This window comes from Staphylococcus sp. HMSC072B07 (assembly GCF_001815505.1).
GTDB lineage: Bacteria > Bacillota > Bacilli > Staphylococcales > Staphylococcaceae > Staphylococcus > Staphylococcus simulans.
The window spans coordinates 752-17,757 of the sequence record NZ_KV820954.1; the positions used below are offsets into that span (position 1 = coordinate 752).

General features: G+C 36.1%; 15 protein-coding genes. 5 read left to right on the forward strand and 10 right to left on the reverse strand.

The features are described 5' to 3' along the window. The coding region (locus HMPREF3031_RS11630) for an SdrD B-like domain-containing protein (protein WP_070724974.1) at positions 1–2,758 on the reverse strand (2,758 nt) is incomplete at its 3' end. Positions 2,759–3,345: 587 nt separating this feature from the next. On the opposite strand from HMPREF3031_RS11630, the gene bioB reads away from it, so the two are divergent. Beyond that, positions 3,346–4,356, forward strand: coding sequence for a biotin synthase BioB (gene bioB / locus HMPREF3031_RS11635; protein WP_002479840.1), 1,011 nt, complete (start codon positions 3,346–3,348; stop codon positions 4,354–4,356). A 57-nt stretch (positions 4,357–4,413) separates the two neighbouring features. On the opposite strand, the gene srtA is transcribed toward bioB, so the two are convergent. Further along, positions 4,414–5,022, reverse strand: coding sequence for a class A sortase SrtA (gene srtA, locus HMPREF3031_RS11640; RefSeq protein ID WP_002479841.1), 609 nt, complete (start codon positions 5,020–5,022; stop codon positions 4,414–4,416). 154 nt (positions 5,023–5,176) lie between these two features. Between srtA and HMPREF3031_RS11645 the strand changes: the two genes are divergently transcribed. After that, the gene (locus tag HMPREF3031_RS11645; RefSeq protein WP_002479842.1) at positions 5,177–5,416 is read left to right on the forward strand and encodes a hypothetical protein; all 240 of its coding nucleotides are present in this window, start codon (positions 5,177–5,179) and stop codon (positions 5,414–5,416) included. A gap of 50 nt (positions 5,417–5,466) precedes the next feature. On the opposite strand, the gene HMPREF3031_RS11650 is transcribed toward HMPREF3031_RS11645, so the two are convergent. After that, positions 5,467–5,772 (reverse strand): hypothetical protein, encoded by a 306-nt coding sequence (locus HMPREF3031_RS11650; RefSeq protein WP_002479843.1) that lies wholly within the window; start codon positions 5,770–5,772, stop codon positions 5,467–5,469. Positions 5,773–5,974: 202 nt separating this feature from the next. Between HMPREF3031_RS11650 and HMPREF3031_RS11655 the strand changes: the two genes are divergently transcribed. Then, entirely contained in the window at positions 5,975–6,601 is a 627-nt protein-coding gene (locus HMPREF3031_RS11655) for an FMN-dependent NADH-azoreductase (protein ID WP_002479844.1), read from the forward strand. A 256-nt stretch (positions 6,602–6,857) separates the two neighbouring features. Here the strand turns inward: HMPREF3031_RS11655 and HMPREF3031_RS11660 are convergent, their stop codons facing one another. The 3 genes from HMPREF3031_RS11660 to HMPREF3031_RS11670 form a co-directional block, all read right to left on the reverse strand. Further along, positions 6,858–7,817, reverse strand: coding sequence for a cation diffusion facilitator family transporter (locus HMPREF3031_RS11660; protein ID WP_002479846.1), 960 nt, complete (start codon positions 7,815–7,817; stop codon positions 6,858–6,860). A 95-nt stretch (positions 7,818–7,912) separates the two neighbouring features. After that, entirely contained in the window at positions 7,913–9,343 is a 1,431-nt protein-coding gene (locus HMPREF3031_RS11665) for a polyphosphate--AMP phosphotransferase (protein ID WP_002479847.1), read from the reverse strand. Positions 9,344–9,479: 136 nt separating this feature from the next. Continuing rightward, positions 9,480–10,349: a fructosamine kinase family protein gene (locus HMPREF3031_RS11670; protein ID WP_002479848.1), complete on the reverse strand. Its 870-nt coding sequence runs from the start codon at positions 10,347–10,349 to the stop codon at positions 9,480–9,482. A gap of 204 nt (positions 10,350–10,553) precedes the next feature. On the opposite strand from HMPREF3031_RS11670, the gene HMPREF3031_RS11675 reads away from it, so the two are divergent. Further along, positions 10,554–11,579: a PTS sugar transporter subunit IIC gene (locus tag HMPREF3031_RS11675; protein WP_002479849.1), complete on the forward strand. Its 1,026-nt coding sequence runs from the start codon at positions 10,554–10,556 to the stop codon at positions 11,577–11,579. Positions 11,580–11,675: 96 nt separating this feature from the next. On the opposite strand, the gene deoB is transcribed toward HMPREF3031_RS11675, so the two are convergent. Further along, positions 11,676–12,869, reverse strand: a complete 1,194-nt coding sequence (deoB, locus tag HMPREF3031_RS11680; protein WP_002479850.1) for a phosphopentomutase — start codon at positions 12,867–12,869, stop codon at positions 11,676–11,678. A gap of 33 nt (positions 12,870–12,902) precedes the next feature. Next, on the reverse strand, positions 12,903–14,204 hold the full coding sequence (locus tag HMPREF3031_RS11685) for a pyrimidine-nucleoside phosphorylase (protein ID WP_002479851.1): 1,302 nt from the start codon (positions 14,202–14,204) through the stop codon (positions 12,903–12,905). Positions 14,205–14,470: 266 nt separating this feature from the next. On the opposite strand from HMPREF3031_RS11685, the gene HMPREF3031_RS11690 reads away from it, so the two are divergent. Further along, positions 14,471–15,466, forward strand: coding sequence for an NADP-dependent oxidoreductase (locus HMPREF3031_RS11690; RefSeq protein ID WP_031262648.1), 996 nt, complete (start codon positions 14,471–14,473; stop codon positions 15,464–15,466). Between the two features lie 112 nt (positions 15,467–15,578). Here HMPREF3031_RS11690 and HMPREF3031_RS11695 read toward each other — a convergent pair whose 3' ends face one another. Both HMPREF3031_RS11695 and pflA read right to left on the reverse strand, forming a co-directional pair. Next, positions 15,579–15,980, reverse strand: coding sequence for a sporulation protein (locus HMPREF3031_RS11695; RefSeq protein WP_002479853.1), 402 nt, complete (start codon positions 15,978–15,980; stop codon positions 15,579–15,581). A 213-nt stretch (positions 15,981–16,193) separates the two neighbouring features. Continuing rightward, positions 16,194–16,949 (reverse strand): pyruvate formate-lyase-activating protein, encoded by a 756-nt coding sequence (pflA, locus tag HMPREF3031_RS11700; protein WP_057510118.1) that lies wholly within the window; start codon positions 16,947–16,949, stop codon positions 16,194–16,196. Between the last annotated feature and the right edge of the window lie 57 nt (positions 16,950–17,006).

A 17,006-nucleotide genomic window follows, 5' to 3' on the forward strand; every position in this document is an offset into this window, starting at 1 on the left:
CTTCCCATACATAGTCACCTAAGTTGTATGTCGCTGGAACTGGTTCTGGTTCAACAACTGGTTTGAAGAAACCGCTGTCGATTGTGTAATCATCAGCATTATTGATGACAACTGTAGTTGTTGTACCGTTTGAATCAAGCGCTGTTAAATCGCCTTGATTTACAAGTGTTGCTTCATAACCTGCTGGCGTTGAGAAGTTAACTGTGTACTCACCGTTTTCTAGGCCAGTGAATTCATATTTACCGTCAGCGCCTGTTACTGTTGTTTCAGTCGTGCCGTCTGGTTTTGTTAACGTTACAGTTACGCCTTCGATTCCTACTTCGTTAGAGTTTTGGATGCCGTCTTTGTTGCTGTCTTCCCATACATAGTCACCTAAGTTGTATGTCGCAGCTACAGGTTTATAGAAACCAGAGTCGATTGTTAAGTTATCCGCACCATTAATTGTTACAGGTACAACTAAACCATTTGAGTCTACAGTGCTATCTGTTCCAGCATTTTGTGTAGTCGGAACATAGCCTTCTGGTGTACTAAATTCTACTGTATAATCTCCGTTATTTAAATCTGAGAATAAGTAGTTCCCATATCGGTCTGTTACTGCTGTATTGATAATGTTACCGTTAGCATCTTTAAGAGTAACTAACACGTTTGAAATTGGTGTTTCTCCACTATCTTGAATACCATTTTGGTTAGTATCTTCCCATACATAGTCACCTAGTCTATAAGTTTCAAGTGTTCCGTCTCCAGTACCTGAACTATTTTCAATTACAAAGCTGTTATCAAAGAAATAGCTTGCTGTGTAACCAGATTGATCTGTTGCATAGAGAGTCGCTCTAGTTGTTAAATTTGAACTATAAGTCGGATCGAATTGTGAATCCATAACTACTACATACGGATTATCAATCGCACCGAAATTAATAATCATATCACCATTTGCATTTGTATAAATACTTCCGTTATTTTGGAAACTTTGTGCTAAGTCTTGGTAACCTGCAGCTTCAAAATCATAGCTATCAGGTAATTGACTTGGGTCTGGAACTTCATAAATATGGAAAGTTGTATAGTCAAAGCCAATTAGCGCATTACTGTTACCGTCTTTTGGAGCCATAACTAGAGCTGCACTGCTTAAGTTTAAATCAGTTGGGTTGACATAAACCACTTCAGTAAAATCGTTAGTTGTATTTGTCGCATCAACATTTGTAATCATTGAATCAACGTATGCCGGATAAACCCCATGTTCGTGTGAATCATATGCATATGTGATTTGTGTATTAAATGTTTCACCAGCTAAGTTATAAGTTAATGGGTATGTTCCATAATCTTTCGCTGTATTACGATCCGCAAACTGCGCTAAACTAAAGCTCCCTGATACATCTTCTTTATCATTAACCCAGTCAGTAAAGGTATAAGTTAAAGTTTTAGTAGTTGTGTCGTAAACACCGTTTGCAACTACATATCCTGATGGTGATAATAACTCAGTTGTGAATTGATTGTTAGTATTTGTATAATCTAGTTCCCCATCCATATTTGCATATGTTGGCATTTGTACAGTGAAATAGTCTCCACCTTGCACTGTTCCATTAACAGTATAATCTGCATTCAATCGGAAATTATCACTTTGGTTAGGGTCAATCTGTTCTGTTGAGATTGTAGGATTTGAAATAGTAACTAAATCATTTACATTCGTGCCTGTTGCTGCTGCTAATGTTGTGAATGTTGTTGGTGATGCTGACATTAAACTGAATGAACGTGACATTGGTGTTGTTTCAGCTGTCGTTTGAATTGTGTTTGCATCTTTATTATCAGAAGATTGTTGCAATAATTTGTATGTTGCTAGTTCAGGTGAATCAGCACTTGTAACACCAGCTTGTGCAGCTAAATCACTTGATTGTAAAGATGTATCTTGAGTAGTACCTGCATCTGTAGTTGTATTTGAATCAGCAGCTGCAATGACTTGTTGAGTCGGTTCAGTAGATGAGACAGTATTTTGTTCAGCACTTGGTTCAACTGTTGACTTATCAACCGTTTGGTCAGTAGAACCTTGAGTAGTTACAGGTTCTTCAGCTGTTTGAGCAGAAGTCGTATTTGAAGTGCTTGATGTATCTGCTGATTTTTCTTGTGTTGTACTGCTTGGTTCTTGTGCAGCAGTTGTAGGTGCATCTACTTTATCTGAAGTTGATGATTGTGATGATGTATCAGAAGTTGATTTTTCTTGTGTTGTAGAAGTTGTTGTATCAGCCGACTCTGGTGCTGATTGTGATGATGTATCTTTTGTTGTCGATGATGTATCTGTTGAAGATGCAGTTTGGGAAGAAGTTTCTTGTTGTGGAGCATCTGACGCAGTTGTTGTATTTGTATCATTAGTAGTTGTTGTATTTTGTTCTGGTGTTACAGTTTCACCAGTTGTAGGTGCATCTGTAGTTTTTGTATCAGTTTGTGGTGTTGTTGATTCAACAGGTTGGTCAACCGATTGGTCAGTTGATTGATCTGTTGTGTTTGTTTGTGTTTCTTGTGTCGGTGCAGTCTCTTGAGTTGGTGCAGCATCTTCTGTTGGTTGTGATGCTGGATCACTAGTCGAACTACCTGACGTTTGGTTACCAGTAGAATCAGTTGTTCCTTCTGCAGCTCTTGCTTCGTTACCAATTCCGAACAATAAAGTTGCTCCAACGATAATAGAAGCTGTTCCTACAGTGAAACGACGGATCGAATATTTATTTTGACGCCTTGCGTCAAAGCCTCGCGAATGTGAATTATTTCTCATATTAAGATATAACCCCTTTCCAAAAATTAAAAAATTTCCCTTGTCCAATTGTTACGTATATTGTTTACCACTTACCTAAGTTTTCAAAAAACTAGTATAAATAGATAGTATCACAGTTCCAAACAACTTTGTATTACTATTGATTTATTTTTCGTAAATTTTATGGAACAACGCATTTCAACAACAAAAACTTAACTGCATGAAATTTTTTGATTAAATGTATAATTATGTTAACGAAAAATCATCTGTAAGTTGGTCGAATCCACACGATGCAATTGAACTCAATTTATTTCGTTTTTATAAATTATCACTCTGATTAGAGTTAATTTACTCTACAGTTTCCAAAATAATCTCAATAATAAAGCGTTTACAAATTTAATAACCCCTTAATATTTGTCACAATTTAGACACATTTAGATGATTTCTTTTGTATTTTTTGATTTAAATGTCCTAACTTTAACAATTTAAATATTGTAAAACATCCCTTTCACATAAAAATCTTCACTTGCATATCCTCCCGCACAAATGTAAACTTAAATCATTAATAAGTTTACATATTGAATTTCACTATAAAGGAGATCTCGATTATGCAAATTGCACAAGATATTTTAAACGGTAAATCACTCACTAAAGAAGAAGCCTATAATTTATATACAGATGAATCTATTGATACGATGACATTATTAGATGAGGCTTATGCTATTCGAAAACATTATTATGGAAAGAAAGTAAAACTGAATATGATTTTAAATGCGAAGAGTGGTATCTGTCCTGAAGATTGTGGGTACTGTGGTCAATCAAGGGATATGAAAAGAAAAGACCGTTATGCTTTGATTCCTGAAAATGACATTGTGGCTGGCGCAAATGCTGCTGCTGAACATCAAATAGGTACATACTGTATTGTGATGAGCGGTCGTGGTCCTAGTGATAAAGAAGTTGACCATATCACTTCATCAGTGAAACAAATCAAACAAACGCATCCTGAATTAAAAGTTTGTGCATGTTTAGGCATCGCAAATGATGATCAAGCACAACGTTTAAAAGATGCAGGTGTTGATCGTTACAACCATAACTTAAATACAAGTGAAAATTATCATGATACTGTGGTCACAACCCATTCCTATGAACAACGTGTGAATACTGTAGAAATTATGAAAGCACATCATATATCACCTTGCTCTGGCGTTATCTGCGGCATGGGTGAAACAGATCAAGATAGAATTGATATGGCCTTTGCCTTAAAAGAAATTGATGCAGACAGTATTCCTATTAATTTCTTACATCCTATTCAAGGCACAAAGTTCGGAGAGATGGACGAACTTACACCTATGAAATGTTTACGAATCATTGCTTTATTCCGTTTGGTTAATCCAACTAAAGAAATTAGAATTGCAGGCGGACGTGAAATCAACTTACAATCACTCCAACCTTTAGCATTACTAGCAGCTAACTCAATTTTTGTAGGTGATTACTTAATTACAGGTGGTCAGCCGAATGAAATGGATTATCGCATGATTCAAGACTTAGGTTTTGAAATTGATCACAGTAATTTACCTGAAGATACTGCCGAACAAATCACACAGAAATTAGAAGCATAATAGTAGAAACATAAAAAATAGACCTGAGACTGTTATCGTTGTCTCAGGTCTTTCTTATTATGCAACTCTTTCAGCAGTATAAATACTACGTGTTTCCCACTCGCCAGTTTGTGGATTATAATCATCACATGTAATTAATGTTAATTGATCTTTTTTCTTTTTCTGTTCAGCTAACACACTAATTTCAGTAGGTTTTACGTCTTTAATCTTTGTGATTTTATATTTACGTGTTTCTTTGCCGACCTTAAAAGTGACTTTTGCACCTTTTTTTACTTTGTGTAAATTTGTAAATTGATAGTTGCCTGATGTATTTGTATGACCGGCAATCGCTATGTTTTGTTGATCTAATGATTCATCCTCTTCGGCTAAGCTGACACCTCTGTTTAATTGTTCAGGTGTTGCTTCACCAGGATAAACCGCTTCTTTAATATTCACACTTGGTATATCAATATACCCTACCAATTGTGATTTATCTTTAGGAACTTGCGGCACTTCTTTTTTCTCTTGTTTTTTTGAGGCTTGTTGTTTATCGTATTGTTCTATTTTCGCTTCATTTTCTTTACCAGCTATAAAGTGGTTGATTTGTGGTTTAAACACCATAAAGATGCCCGCTAAAATAAGTAAGACACCCACTAATGTAAATAACCGTGATTTCCATTTACCCATTGTAAACCTCCTAATTCAGTTCGACTCATGCTGTGAATTTCATTCATTATAACATGGTTTTCAATATTCATATAGAGCAATGCGCTCACTAGCAATCACAATAAAAATGTTATACAATTAATTAGATAACAAACTATTTTCAAGGAGAAAGACGATGTGGAATTTATTTAAAGGAATCGTTTTTATATTAGCACTTATCGGAACTTACAAAGTATGGCAAGAAGGCAATTATTTATCTAACTTCCTACATTTCTATGGTCAAATTTTTAATGGTACTTTCTTAAGTCAAATTCAACAATGGTCAGATAATCAACCTTTACTTCAAAACCTTGAATATTATACTGAACAACTTCCTTCACTAGATGAAATCAAAAATTTTCTACATTTAACATAAAATCATCATTTATAAAGCCTGTCACTTACTTTATAAATGATGATTTTATTTTATTGTTGCTTATGGTGTTTCAACTTCATAGATTCTTTATATGCTGCATCAGCACTTTGAAAATGCGGACTGCGAGGAATGACTTTATTTTCGACAGCTGTCTCATATGCGCCTAACTTTTGTGCTTCTGTTTTCTTCGGATCATTAAAGAATGCTTTTAATTGTTTTTCTGTTGTTATACCTTTGACTTTATATTTTTGTGTTGCTGCTGCCTTCGCATCATTCTGCATTTCAGCTTTAATCGTATACAAACCTGAACCCACTACTAACAAAAATAATAATGTACCGATGATTAAATTCTTCATCACTTCACCTCTAGGTATGAATTTCAAAAATATTATAAACCTAACCCTAGAACACACTCCACTTTAAACTTACTTGTTCACTAAATCTACTTATTTCATTTCTTTAAGATGCACCAAAAGTGAAAACTTTACCCTTTACATATAGTAATTGTACCTAGTATAATAAATATATCTTACATTACATGAAAAAGGATGATTATTAATGTCACAAGTTTTATATATCACAGCACACCCATTAGATGAAATGGTTTCTAACTCAATGGCAGTTGGAAAAGCTTTTATTGATACTTACAAAGCAGAACACCCTGAAGATGAAGTCGTTCACATCGACTTATTTAAAGATGAAGTACCTGAAATCGATGCTGAAGTATTTTCAGGTTGGGGTAAATTACAATCTGGCGAAACATTAACAGATTCAGAACAACAAAAAGTTAACCGTTTAACTGAACTTGTAGATCAATTCGTAGCGGCAGATAAATATGTTTTCGTTACACCAATGTGGAACTTATCATTCCCTCCTGCAGTTAAACGTTATTTCGACGCAGTCGCAGTTGCTGGTAAAACATTCAAATACACTGCTGAAGGTCCACAAGGCTTATTAACAGATAAAGCAGCATTGCATATCCAATCACGTGGCGGCTACTACAGCGAAGGTCCAGCAGCTGACTTTGAATTAGGCGACCGTTATATCCGTACTATCCTAGCATTCATGGGTGTACCTGATATTAGTTTAATCGCAATTGAAGGTCACAATGCAGAACCAGAAAATGCAGAAGAAATTAAACTAAATGCGATTCAACAAGCAGAACAATTCGCAAAACAATTTTAATCATATAAAAACGGGCAACCTTAATGGCTGCCCGTTTTTTATTATTTATCTTCGTTTTTCTTTTCTAATTTTTCTTTTTGCTTTTTCGCTTGCTCTTTAGTTTCGTCTACTACGCGTCCTTGGATTGAACCTTTTTTCTCTTCAGCCATAATATAGCCTCCTTTAGTTATGTTTTATCTTATATCAACTAAACAAACGGTTGAATTTTATAACCTTACTTATTATATTACCCAAAAGAGAATTGAATCACACATATTTATGCTTTTTCATCTTCAAATTGCTCAAAATAATTTTCATCTAAGTGATTCAAATCTAGATGTTCAATCTGTAACGTTGTATGATGCAAGCCATACTTTGTTTTTAATAATTGCTCTAACTGGTTGATGATGCGATAAGCATCCTGGCTATCTTTACTATCTAATACCACATGTGCAGATAATGAATACTGATCAGAAGTTACACTCCATAAATGGAATTCATGCACATCTAAAACATGTTCTGCTTTTTTCATATCATCCATGATTTGATCGACATCTAAACCTTCTGGCACAGATTCCATTAAAATCATCCACGCATTTTTCAAGATTTTATAACCGCCATTTAATAACACAGCTGAAATGACAATACTTAAAATCGGGTCAATCATTTGAATACCAGTCAATTTAATTAAAATCACTGCTAAGATGACACCCACTGAATTTAATAAGTCACCAAAGAAATGCCATAATGCACTTTGAATATTGATATTTTCTTCAGATTTTAAAGAATGATACAGTAACCACGTTAATACAATATTAACGATTAAACCAATTACCGCAATCACTAACATTAGTCCACTTTCAATTTCTCTCGGGAAAATCATACGCATAATAGCTTCATAAAAAATCCACAGTGAAATCACTACAAGTGCCAGTCCGTTCAAGAAAGCAGCGATAACTTCGAACCTTAAAAACCCATAAGTAAAACGGTCAGTCGGCTGCCTGCTTGATAAATAAATTGCGACCATTGATAACCCCAGTGCTAAAACGTCACTGAGCATGTGGAAGGAGTCTGATAAAAGTGCCAGTGAGTTCGACACGATACCTCCTATAAATTCAACAAATGTAAAGAATAACGTAATAATTAAAGATAACCACAGTGTTTTCTTAGAACTTTGTTGAATTTTGCGATGTTCCACATGATGAAAATAATAGGTTCTAGAATAATTTCTCGCCATTATTTTCTTCTCCCCCTTCTTGCCATTGTTTCTTTTCTATCCATTGACAATATATCCCGTAATTAACTTTATACTTCTCACTAGTATATCAGTCTTTAATCGTGGTGTACGCCCCACAAAGCAGTTTCACATGTTTTAATAATACGTTTTAATACCGCAATACGCGCTGTTTTCTTATGATCAGCTGGCACAACATACCATGGTGCATTATGAGTATCGGTTTTTTGAATCATATCCGCACTGGCTTCTAAATATAAATCCCACTTTTCACGGTTGCGCCAATCCTCATCCGTAATCTTCCATTGTTTATCCGGATTTTCTTCTCTAGCTTTAAAACGTTCTAACTGAACATCTTTATCTAAGCTTAAGAAGAATTTTAACAGAATTGCTCCTTCATCTGTCCACATTTTTTCAAAGTCATTAATTTCATGATAAGCACGTTGCCATTCATCCGTTGTCGCAAAACCTTCTACACGTTCTACCAGTACACGGCCATACCAACTGCGGTCAAAAAGTTCAATATGTCCTGTTCGTGGCATATCTCGCGCAAAACGCCATAAGTATTGGTGTGCAAGTTCAACATCTGTAGGTGCACTAATCGCATTGACTTCATAACCCGTCGGATCAAGTTTCTCACGAATGCGTTTAATATTACCGCCTTTACCTGCCGCATCCATACCTTCAAACACTAAAATTAATGGAATTTTTCGTTCATATAACGCAAATTGAATTTCTAACATACGTGCTTGAAGTTTTTCTATTTGTGTTTTGTACTCTGATTTACTGACTTTTTCTAATGGATTATCGAAAACATCTGTTGTATACCCTTCAGTAAATAAACCATCACGTGTTTGAACACGTTCGTGATAAGCTTTAATCGCTTTTTTAAGGCGTTTGATAATGTGTTCATACATTAAAATAGTAGCCGCTTCTCCATCCGTATAATCAATAATCTTCCAATCTTTTTGAGTTGGATCTTGAAGAATTTCACGCATTTCTTCAAGATAAATATCATCCGGAATAACATTTTCGTATTCTTGTGCTTTCCATCTTGTAAGAGGATTTTCTTTCGTTTGTCTAATATGTTCTTGGCGTTTTTGTTCATCAATTTCAATATAAAATTTAATGATTTCGTATTGGTCGTTTTCAAGCATCGTTTCAAAACCATCAATTTGATCACGCAATACATGATAATCTTTGTACTGTAAATGCTTAATCCCATTTACTTTGTAATCAATATAGTGCGCATACCAGCTACGGAAATAAATATTAATATCTCCTTTGCCTGGTAATGTGTTCCAATACTTTTGTAAGAATTGGTAACGTAAATTTTCTGGTGTCGGTGATGCGGTCGCAATAAAGCTCGAGTATTTCGCATCCAAAGTTAATAATAATTCATTAGATAAACGTGTTTTCCCTGCTGCAGGTACACCCTCGAAAAGAATCATCACTGGAATTCCTAATTGATGTGTTGTTCTTGTTAACTCAGATGCTTCTAACTCTAGGTCTTCAATCTTAGTTGACATTATTCTCACCCCATTTTTAAACTTACTTATAAATTAACATTTTTTACGCTTGAAATGGACAAAGGAGTAAAATTCCACCAGAACAAAAGCTATGTAAAAAGCGACCTACTTTACCAGTAAGTCGCTATGATTCAAATTAGAAGTTGGCATCACTTAAAATTTTATCCATTGAAGCATCTACACTGCCTTCATACATTGGACCGAATTTCACTAAGTGTACTAATAATAAATAGAATTTATAGAATTCAATGCGTTGATACGCACCTTCATCTAAAGGATAAGCTTTATCATAAGCTTCATAGAATTCTTCAGAGAAACCACCGAATGTCGTTGTCGCTCCTAAATCGAATTCACGATCGCCATACATTGGAGCTGGATCAAAGAGTGCAGGTTCACCATTTTCTAAGAACATATAGTTGCCGCCCCATAAATCACCATGTAATAGCGATGGTTTACTTTTGTGATTGTCTAATGCATTCACAATCACTTGACGTACATTATCAAATTTATTCAATTGATCGACGTTCCACAATCCTTTTTCAACGACCACTTCTCTTAAATGATCCAATCTGCGATTCACAAAGATTTCTTTCCAAGAATCTGTCCATTCATTATTGAAAGAAATATCTCTGCCTTCATAAGGGTGGTCGTAACCAAAACGTTTGTCTGGATTATGGAAATCATGCAATTTTGCGACCAATTTACCCAGTTCTGCTTGGCTGCCTCGTGGTCCCTCTTCTAGCCAACTTAATACTAAATAAGCATCTCCATCAATTTCACCATTCGCAATCACACGCGGTGCAGTAACCTCCGCATACTCAAAATCTTTCAACCCTTCTGCTTCTGCCGCATAGAAGTCATAAGAAGTATTCGGTTGTACTAATAAGAAGAAAGTTTCATCATTTTCAGTATCAATACGATATGCATCATTCACGTCACCGCCTGCGACAGGTACAATATCTTTAATACCTGAAATCGGTAAATTTTGTTGCCATAACTTATCCATTATTTCTTCCCCCGTTCTAAAATGTCTCATACATAATATATACCACTTATCTTATAATTATAACTTGCTTTTATTAACCCTCTTCTTAGGAACATGACTTTTGTTTATTTCTTTTTACAATAGCGTGTTATTCAAAATAACAATCTTTTTTGCAGTTGCTTTTATGCTATACTAATGACAAATAATTGGAGGGTGAAATCCTAAATGAAAAAACTTCTACATCGTTGGTTTATTCAAGGTCTAAGTTATATGACCTTAGGCCTATTCGGTTCACTTATTATCGGTTTAATCTTACAAACTATCGGTAAACAAACTTTGTTTCCTGTTTTAAATTTACATTTTTTATCTGAAATCGGCACAGTCGCGATGGGCTTAACAGGTGCCGCAATCGGTGGTGCCATTGCCTATGGTTTAGGTGCACAACCTTTAGTTGTCTTTTCTTGTATCATCGTCGGTTCTCTCGGCTATGACAAGTTTGGCGGCGGTGCAGTAGGTGCCTTCGTTGCCACTTTAATCGCCACTGAATTAAGTCGTTTTTATGCAGCTAAAACGAAAATTGACATTATTATCTCACCATTACTTACTTTAATTGTCGGTGGTGCAGTGGCTAAATTTATTGGACCATTCTTAAATGACTTTATGGTGTCACTTGGTAAAATGATTATGCTTGCGACTGATCAACGTCCGCTTGTGATGGGTATCTTAGTCGCAGTGATTTTTGGTCTAGCTTTAACAGCACCGATTTCAAGTGCTGCTTTAGCTTTAATGCTAGATTTATCTGGTTTAGCCGCAGGTGCCGCAACAATCGGTTGTTGTGCACAAATGGTCGGTTTTGCGGTAACGAGCTATAAAGATAATGGCGTCGGCGGTATCATTTCAGTCGGTATCGGTACAAGTATGTTGCAAGTACCGAATATCTTAATGAACCCCGCAATACTTATTCCACCGACACTCGCAAGCGCAATTGTCGCTCCAATAATGACGACACTCTTCCCAATGACTAATAATGCGGCAGGTGCTGGTATGGGAACGAGCGGTTTTATTGGACAGATTATGACGATAAATACCATGGGTGCTTCACTTCACACTTGGATTTTAATCGGTGTTTTCCAAATTGCTTTACCTGCCATTGTCAGCTACTTGCTTTATAAAGTGTGTCGTAATGCAGGATGGATTAAAGATGGTGATCAGAAAATCCATATTGGTGACAAACGCACTTCAAATTCGTAATCATAATTCAACATACATCATAAAAATAACGTTCTATCCTGATTACTTGGATAGAACGTTATTTTGTATTTACACTAACTTACTTAGGAAATTCAGTTATTCTGTTTCAACACCTAATTCAGATAAATAGCTACGTCCAAATTCAGGCATTGGTACATTAAAGTTATCTGCGATTGTCGCACCGATAGAACTGAACGTTGTATCACCGCTAAGTTCATGTGCTTGATCTTTTAATTTAGGACTATAGAACAATACTGGAATATATTCACGCGTATGGTCTGTACCAGGCGCAATCGGATCATTACCATGATCTGCAGTAATAATGACTAAATCATCTTCTTGCAGATTTTCAAAGAGTTCTGGTAAACGTTCATCAAATTCTTTGATTGCTTGCGCGTAACCATCTTTATCACGACGATGGCCATATAACGCATCGAAATCAACTAAGTTTAAGAAACTGAGTCCAGTAAAGTCATGTTTAACAACTTCAACAAGTTGATCCATACCATCCATATTATTTTTTGTACGTACCGCTTTCGTTACACCTTCACCATCATATATATCATTGATTTTACCAATTGCGATGACATCGTAACCATTATCCTTTAATTCATTCATGACAGTACGACCAAATGGTTTCAATGCATAATCATGGCGATTTGACGTACGTGTGAAATTACCTGGTTCGCCCACATAAGGACGTGCAATAATACGTCCAATTAAATATTTAGGATCTTTCGTTAATTCACGGACCTTCTCGCAGATATCATAAAGTTCTTCTAAAGGAATGATATCTTCGTGTGCCGCAATTTGAAGTACAGGGTCAGCTGAAGTATAGACAATCAAATCACCTGTCTTCATTTGATGTTCGCCCCACTCATCAATAATCTGCGTACCAGAAGCTGGTCGGTTCGCGACTATTTTACGTCCTGTCATATCTTCAATTTCTTTAACTAGTTCATCTGGGAAACCTTCAGGATAAACTTTAAATGGCTGCATGATGTTTAAGCCCATAATTTCCCAATGACCTGTCATTGTATCTTTGCCAACAGAAGCTTCGCTGAGTTTTGTATAAAAGGCTTCAGGATGTTCGACTTCATTAACAACTGGTAATTGATCAATGTTACCTAATCCTAAACGTTCTAAATTCGGTAATTTTTGTTTAAATCCTTCTAATGTATGTTTTAAAGTGTGGCTGCCTTCATCGTTGAATGCGGCCGCATCCGGCCCTTCTCCGATACCTACAGAGTCCATCACAATTAAATGTACACGTTTAAATGGAGTTGTCATACTCATTCGCTCCTATCTTTCTTTATTTCAAATTTATTCAGTAATCACCGTATGAATCAATGTCGGTGCTTCACCTGTTTGCGCAATCGTAATATTATCATAGATTTTAGCTTTGACATCATCAATGGATTCCGTATTACTGTAAACTGTCATCAGGCTTTCGCCCTCTTCAACTTTGTCACCGACTTTTTTATGCAGAACTAAGCCGACAGCTAAATCTATTTCATCTTCTTTTGTTTGGCGTCCTGCACCTAGCATCATAGACGCAATACCCATTTCGTTCGCCACAATCTCAGTGACAACACCGCTTGATTTGGCTGGAATGTCAATTTGGTATTTGGCTTGAGGTAATAATTCAGGATGGTCTACTACTTCTGTATTACCCCCTTGATTGCCTAAGAATGTGCGGAATTTATCTAAAGCCGCACCGCTGTCAATGGCTTCTTGAAGTAACGTACGTGCTTCATCTAATGTTTCAGCTTTACCGCCGAGCACGACCATTTGAGAACCAAGCGTCATTACAAGTTCAGTTAGATCTTCTGGTCCTTCACCACGTAATGTATCGATTGCTTCTTTTAATTCAAGCGCATTACCAATCGCATTGCCGAGTGGTTGACTCATATCAGAAATAATCGCCATAGTTTGTCTGCCGACATCATTACCGATTTTAACCATCGCATGTGCCAATGCTTTCGCATCATCTAACGTCTTCATGAATGCGCCGTTACCTGTCTTAACATCTAAAACAATCGCATCGGCACCCGCCGCAATCTTCTTACTCATAATAGAAGATGCGATTAATGGGATAGAATTTACTGTACCTGTCACATCACGCAATGCATAAATCTTCTTATCGGCCGGTGTTAAGTTACCTGATTGTCCAATTACTGCTAATTTATCTTCATTTACAAGACGAATGAACTCATCTTCTGAGATTTCTACATGGAAGCCATCAACCGCTTCTAATTTATCGATAGTACCGCCTGTGTGTCCTAATCCACGTCCGCTCATCTTAGCAACTGGTACACCCACTGCCGCAACGAGTGGCGCAAGTACTAATGTCGTCGTATCTCCTACGCCGCCTGTAGAGTGTTTATCAACTTTAATCCCTTCGATTTTGGATAAATCAATCATATCTCCTGAATGTACCATTGCCATGGTTAAAGCAGCACGCTCTTCATCATTCATATCTTGGAAATAAATTGCCATCGCAAGACTCGACATTTGATAATCTGGGATGTCACCATTCGTATAGTGTTCGACCATCCAATTAATTTCTTCAGTCGTTAATGCCTTGCCGTCCCTTTTCTTATCGATTAAATCCACCATTCTCATAATACTGTCACTCCTTCAAGTATTCTCTTTCATCTGTGCTTTGTGACACTTGCTTACTTATATTTTACCATGAGAATACATCAAAACGAGAATGAAATGAATAGAGAATGAGTCAAAATCAAAAACAATTATTTGCGCCAAGAATATAAATAACACAATTTCACAAGCTTGTGAAACATAGATTAAACTGCGTATTTCTAGGGAAAGTAGGTGTATAATAAAGTAAATTAGAAATTGGAAGTGTTTAGGGTATGGCAAAAGTGAAAATGCGAGCAATCATCAATAAAAAATATGGCAAACATGCCAAAGCAGAATTAAAAGAAATCAAACGACCTAAAATCAAAGACAATCAAGTGCTTATTAAAATACATGCGGCAAGTGTCAATCCAGTCGATTTTAAAATTGCGCAAGGCGGTAAAATGCGCCTCTTCTTTAATTATAAAACACCTTATATTATGGGACATGATTTTGCGGGGGAAATCGTGGAAGTCGGCAAGCATATTTCTGCATTCCAAGTCGGTGACAATGTCTATGGCTTAAAAGCAGGTGCTTTCGCAGAATATATTACGGCTACGCAAAACCAAATTGCGGCAATGCCAAATCACTTAAGTTATGAAGAAGCTGCTTCTATTCCTATGGCAGGTTTAACTTCTTACCAAGCTTTAAATGACGTCATGCATTTAACCAAAGATCAAAAAGTTTTAATCCAAGCAGGCTCTGGGGGCGTTGGTTCTTTTGCGATTCAATTTGCGAAAGTATTAGGCGCTTACGTTGCGACAACAACCAGCAGTAAAAATCGTGAGCTTGTCAAAGATCTCGGTGCTGATAACATCATCGATTACCGTCGTCAAAACTTTACTGATAGTTTAACCAACTATGATGGTGTTTTTGATACGTTAGGCGGCGAAAACTTATTTTCAGCATTTAAGATTTTAAAACCTTTAGGTAAAGTGGTTTCTATCAGCGGCATTCCTGATGCGCAAACCGCGAAAGATTTGAAACTCTCTTTATGGAAACGTTTCTTATTAAAATTTGCGGCCCGTAAAGTTCATCGTGCAGCACGCCAACATCACGCTTCATATCACTTTATCTTTACACGTGACAGTCGTTCACAACTCAACAAAATCAGACAATTGATTGAATCAGGTAAAATCAAACCTGTGTTAGACTTAACTTTTGATTTTGAAGAAACAGATAAAGCTTTAGAATACATTCAACAAGGCCACGCAACTGGCAAAGTGGTCATTCGTATTTCAAGATGATTTGAAATACAAAAGCAAACATAAAAACACCACATCACTTTTATCACAAACCTCAACCTTTGCGATAGAAATGATGTGGTGTTTCTATATATATACTTCAAATAATTATAGTTTATTGAATTGAAATTTCAGCGTCTTCTTCTGCGTCAGCACCATTATCAATATAAACATAAGTTCTGAGCGTCAAAGCATCTGTATCTTTTTGGAATTCATAATTCTCTAGTGGAAATTCAAATGGTTTTTCCACTGTTTGTGCCGCTTCAACCACTTGTTCACTATGAATTTCATAGACTTGTAAAACATTTTCCATTTCATCAAAGTCACTGTGTTCTGTTTCATTTTCTTTGTGTTCGATTAAAGATAATTTAATTTTAGAGATTTGTTGATCCGCATCTCCGCCTTTTAATACGACTTTACCTTTAATCAATTCATTAGCATCAAACACATCTTTTTCTAAACGTGTTTCTACTGTTAATGCACCTACACCTAATGATGTTAAGATTTTTTCAAACATAGTATGCCCTCCTTGAAATGTTGTGAAGTTTTATCCTCTCGACTTATTTATCTCTTCCCTAACTTTAAGTCGTTTAATTCAAAAACTGATTCATTAGATTTGAACAACAACTTTATCTTAAAAAAGAATTTCATCTCATGTCAATCTAAGCATATTGAAAAACAGACACATAGAAAAATTCATTCTAAGCGTCTGTTTTTTTAGTTCTAATATTTATACACTAACTGGAGTGATACCTTTAAAGTTTACTAAATCGTATGCACGTACAACTTCTTCTGTTGTCGGTTCGATTACACCTTCAAGTGGATATTCAAGTTCTAATGCTTCGTACTTATGCACACCAAGTTGATGATAAGGTAAGATTTCAAAGCGTTCTACATTCTCAAGTGAGTTAATAAATTCACCGAGTTTAATTAAATCTTCTTCATCATCAGTATAACCTGGTACAAGGACATGGCGAATCCAAACAGGTTGTTTTCGTTCTGACAACATCTTCGCAAATTTAATAATATGTTCATTAGGTTTACCTGTTAATGCGATATGTTTTTCATTATCAATATGTTTTAAATCGAGCAAAATCAAGTCAGTATACTCAAGCAAATTATCTAAATGGGAAAGAAATGCTTTTGTTTCATTCACACAGCCTGCCGAAGTATCAATGCATGTGTGAATATCTGCTTTTTTAAGCTCTTTAAATAATGCTTCTACAAATGGCATTTGAAGCAAAGGTTCGCCACCGCTGATTGTGACACCTCCGCCAGAGACAGTAAAGTAAGGACGATATGGAAGAATCTCATCCACTAATTCGTCAACTGTCGCTTTACGGGATGCGTCAGTCAAACCCCAAGTGTCAGGGTTATGACAGTACAGGCATCTTAACAAACATCCTTGCGTAAATATAATATAGCGAAGGCCTGGGCCGTCAACTGTCCCTAAACTTTCTACTGAGTGAATTCTTCCTTCCATAATAATCGTCCTTTCTTTTTGTTTCATGATCCATATTACTCTTATTTTTTATACGGCATA

Bases quoted from the DNA above. Each gene is read 5' to 3' on its own strand.
- bioB (WP_002479840.1), top strand. From the start codon at position 3,346: ATGCAAATTGCACAAGATATTTTAAACGGTAAATCACTCACTAAAGAA.
- srtA (WP_002479841.1), bottom strand. From the start codon at position 5,022: ATGGGTAAATGGAAATCACGGTTATTTACATTAGTGGGTGTCTTACTT.
- HMPREF3031_RS11645 (WP_002479842.1), top strand. From the start codon at position 5,177: ATGTGGAATTTATTTAAAGGAATCGTTTTTATATTAGCACTTATCGGA.
- HMPREF3031_RS11650 (WP_002479843.1), bottom strand. From the start codon at position 5,772: ATGAAGAATTTAATCATCGGTACATTATTATTTTTGTTAGTAGTGGGT.
- HMPREF3031_RS11655 (WP_002479844.1), top strand. From the start codon at position 5,975: ATGTCACAAGTTTTATATATCACAGCACACCCATTAGATGAAATGGTT.
- HMPREF3031_RS11660 (WP_002479846.1), bottom strand. From the start codon at position 7,817: ATGGCGAGAAATTATTCTAGAACCTATTATTTTCATCATGTGGAACAT.
- HMPREF3031_RS11665 (WP_002479847.1), bottom strand. From the start codon at position 9,343: ATGTCAACTAAGATTGAAGACCTAGAGTTAGAAGCATCTGAGTTAACA.
- HMPREF3031_RS11670 (WP_002479848.1), bottom strand. From the start codon at position 10,349: ATGGATAAGTTATGGCAACAAAATTTACCGATTTCAGGTATTAAAGAT.
- HMPREF3031_RS11675 (WP_002479849.1), top strand. From the start codon at position 10,554: ATGAAAAAACTTCTACATCGTTGGTTTATTCAAGGTCTAAGTTATATG.
- deoB (WP_002479850.1), bottom strand. From the start codon at position 12,869: ATGACAACTCCATTTAAACGTGTACATTTAATTGTGATGGACTCTGTA.
- HMPREF3031_RS11685 (WP_002479851.1), bottom strand. From the start codon at position 14,204: ATGAGAATGGTGGATTTAATCGATAAGAAAAGGGACGGCAAGGCATTA.
- HMPREF3031_RS11690 (WP_031262648.1), top strand. From the start codon at position 14,471: ATGCGAGCAATCATCAATAAAAAATATGGCAAACATGCCAAAGCAGAA.
- HMPREF3031_RS11695 (WP_002479853.1), bottom strand. From the start codon at position 15,980: ATGTTTGAAAAAATCTTAACATCATTAGGTGTAGGTGCATTAACAGTA.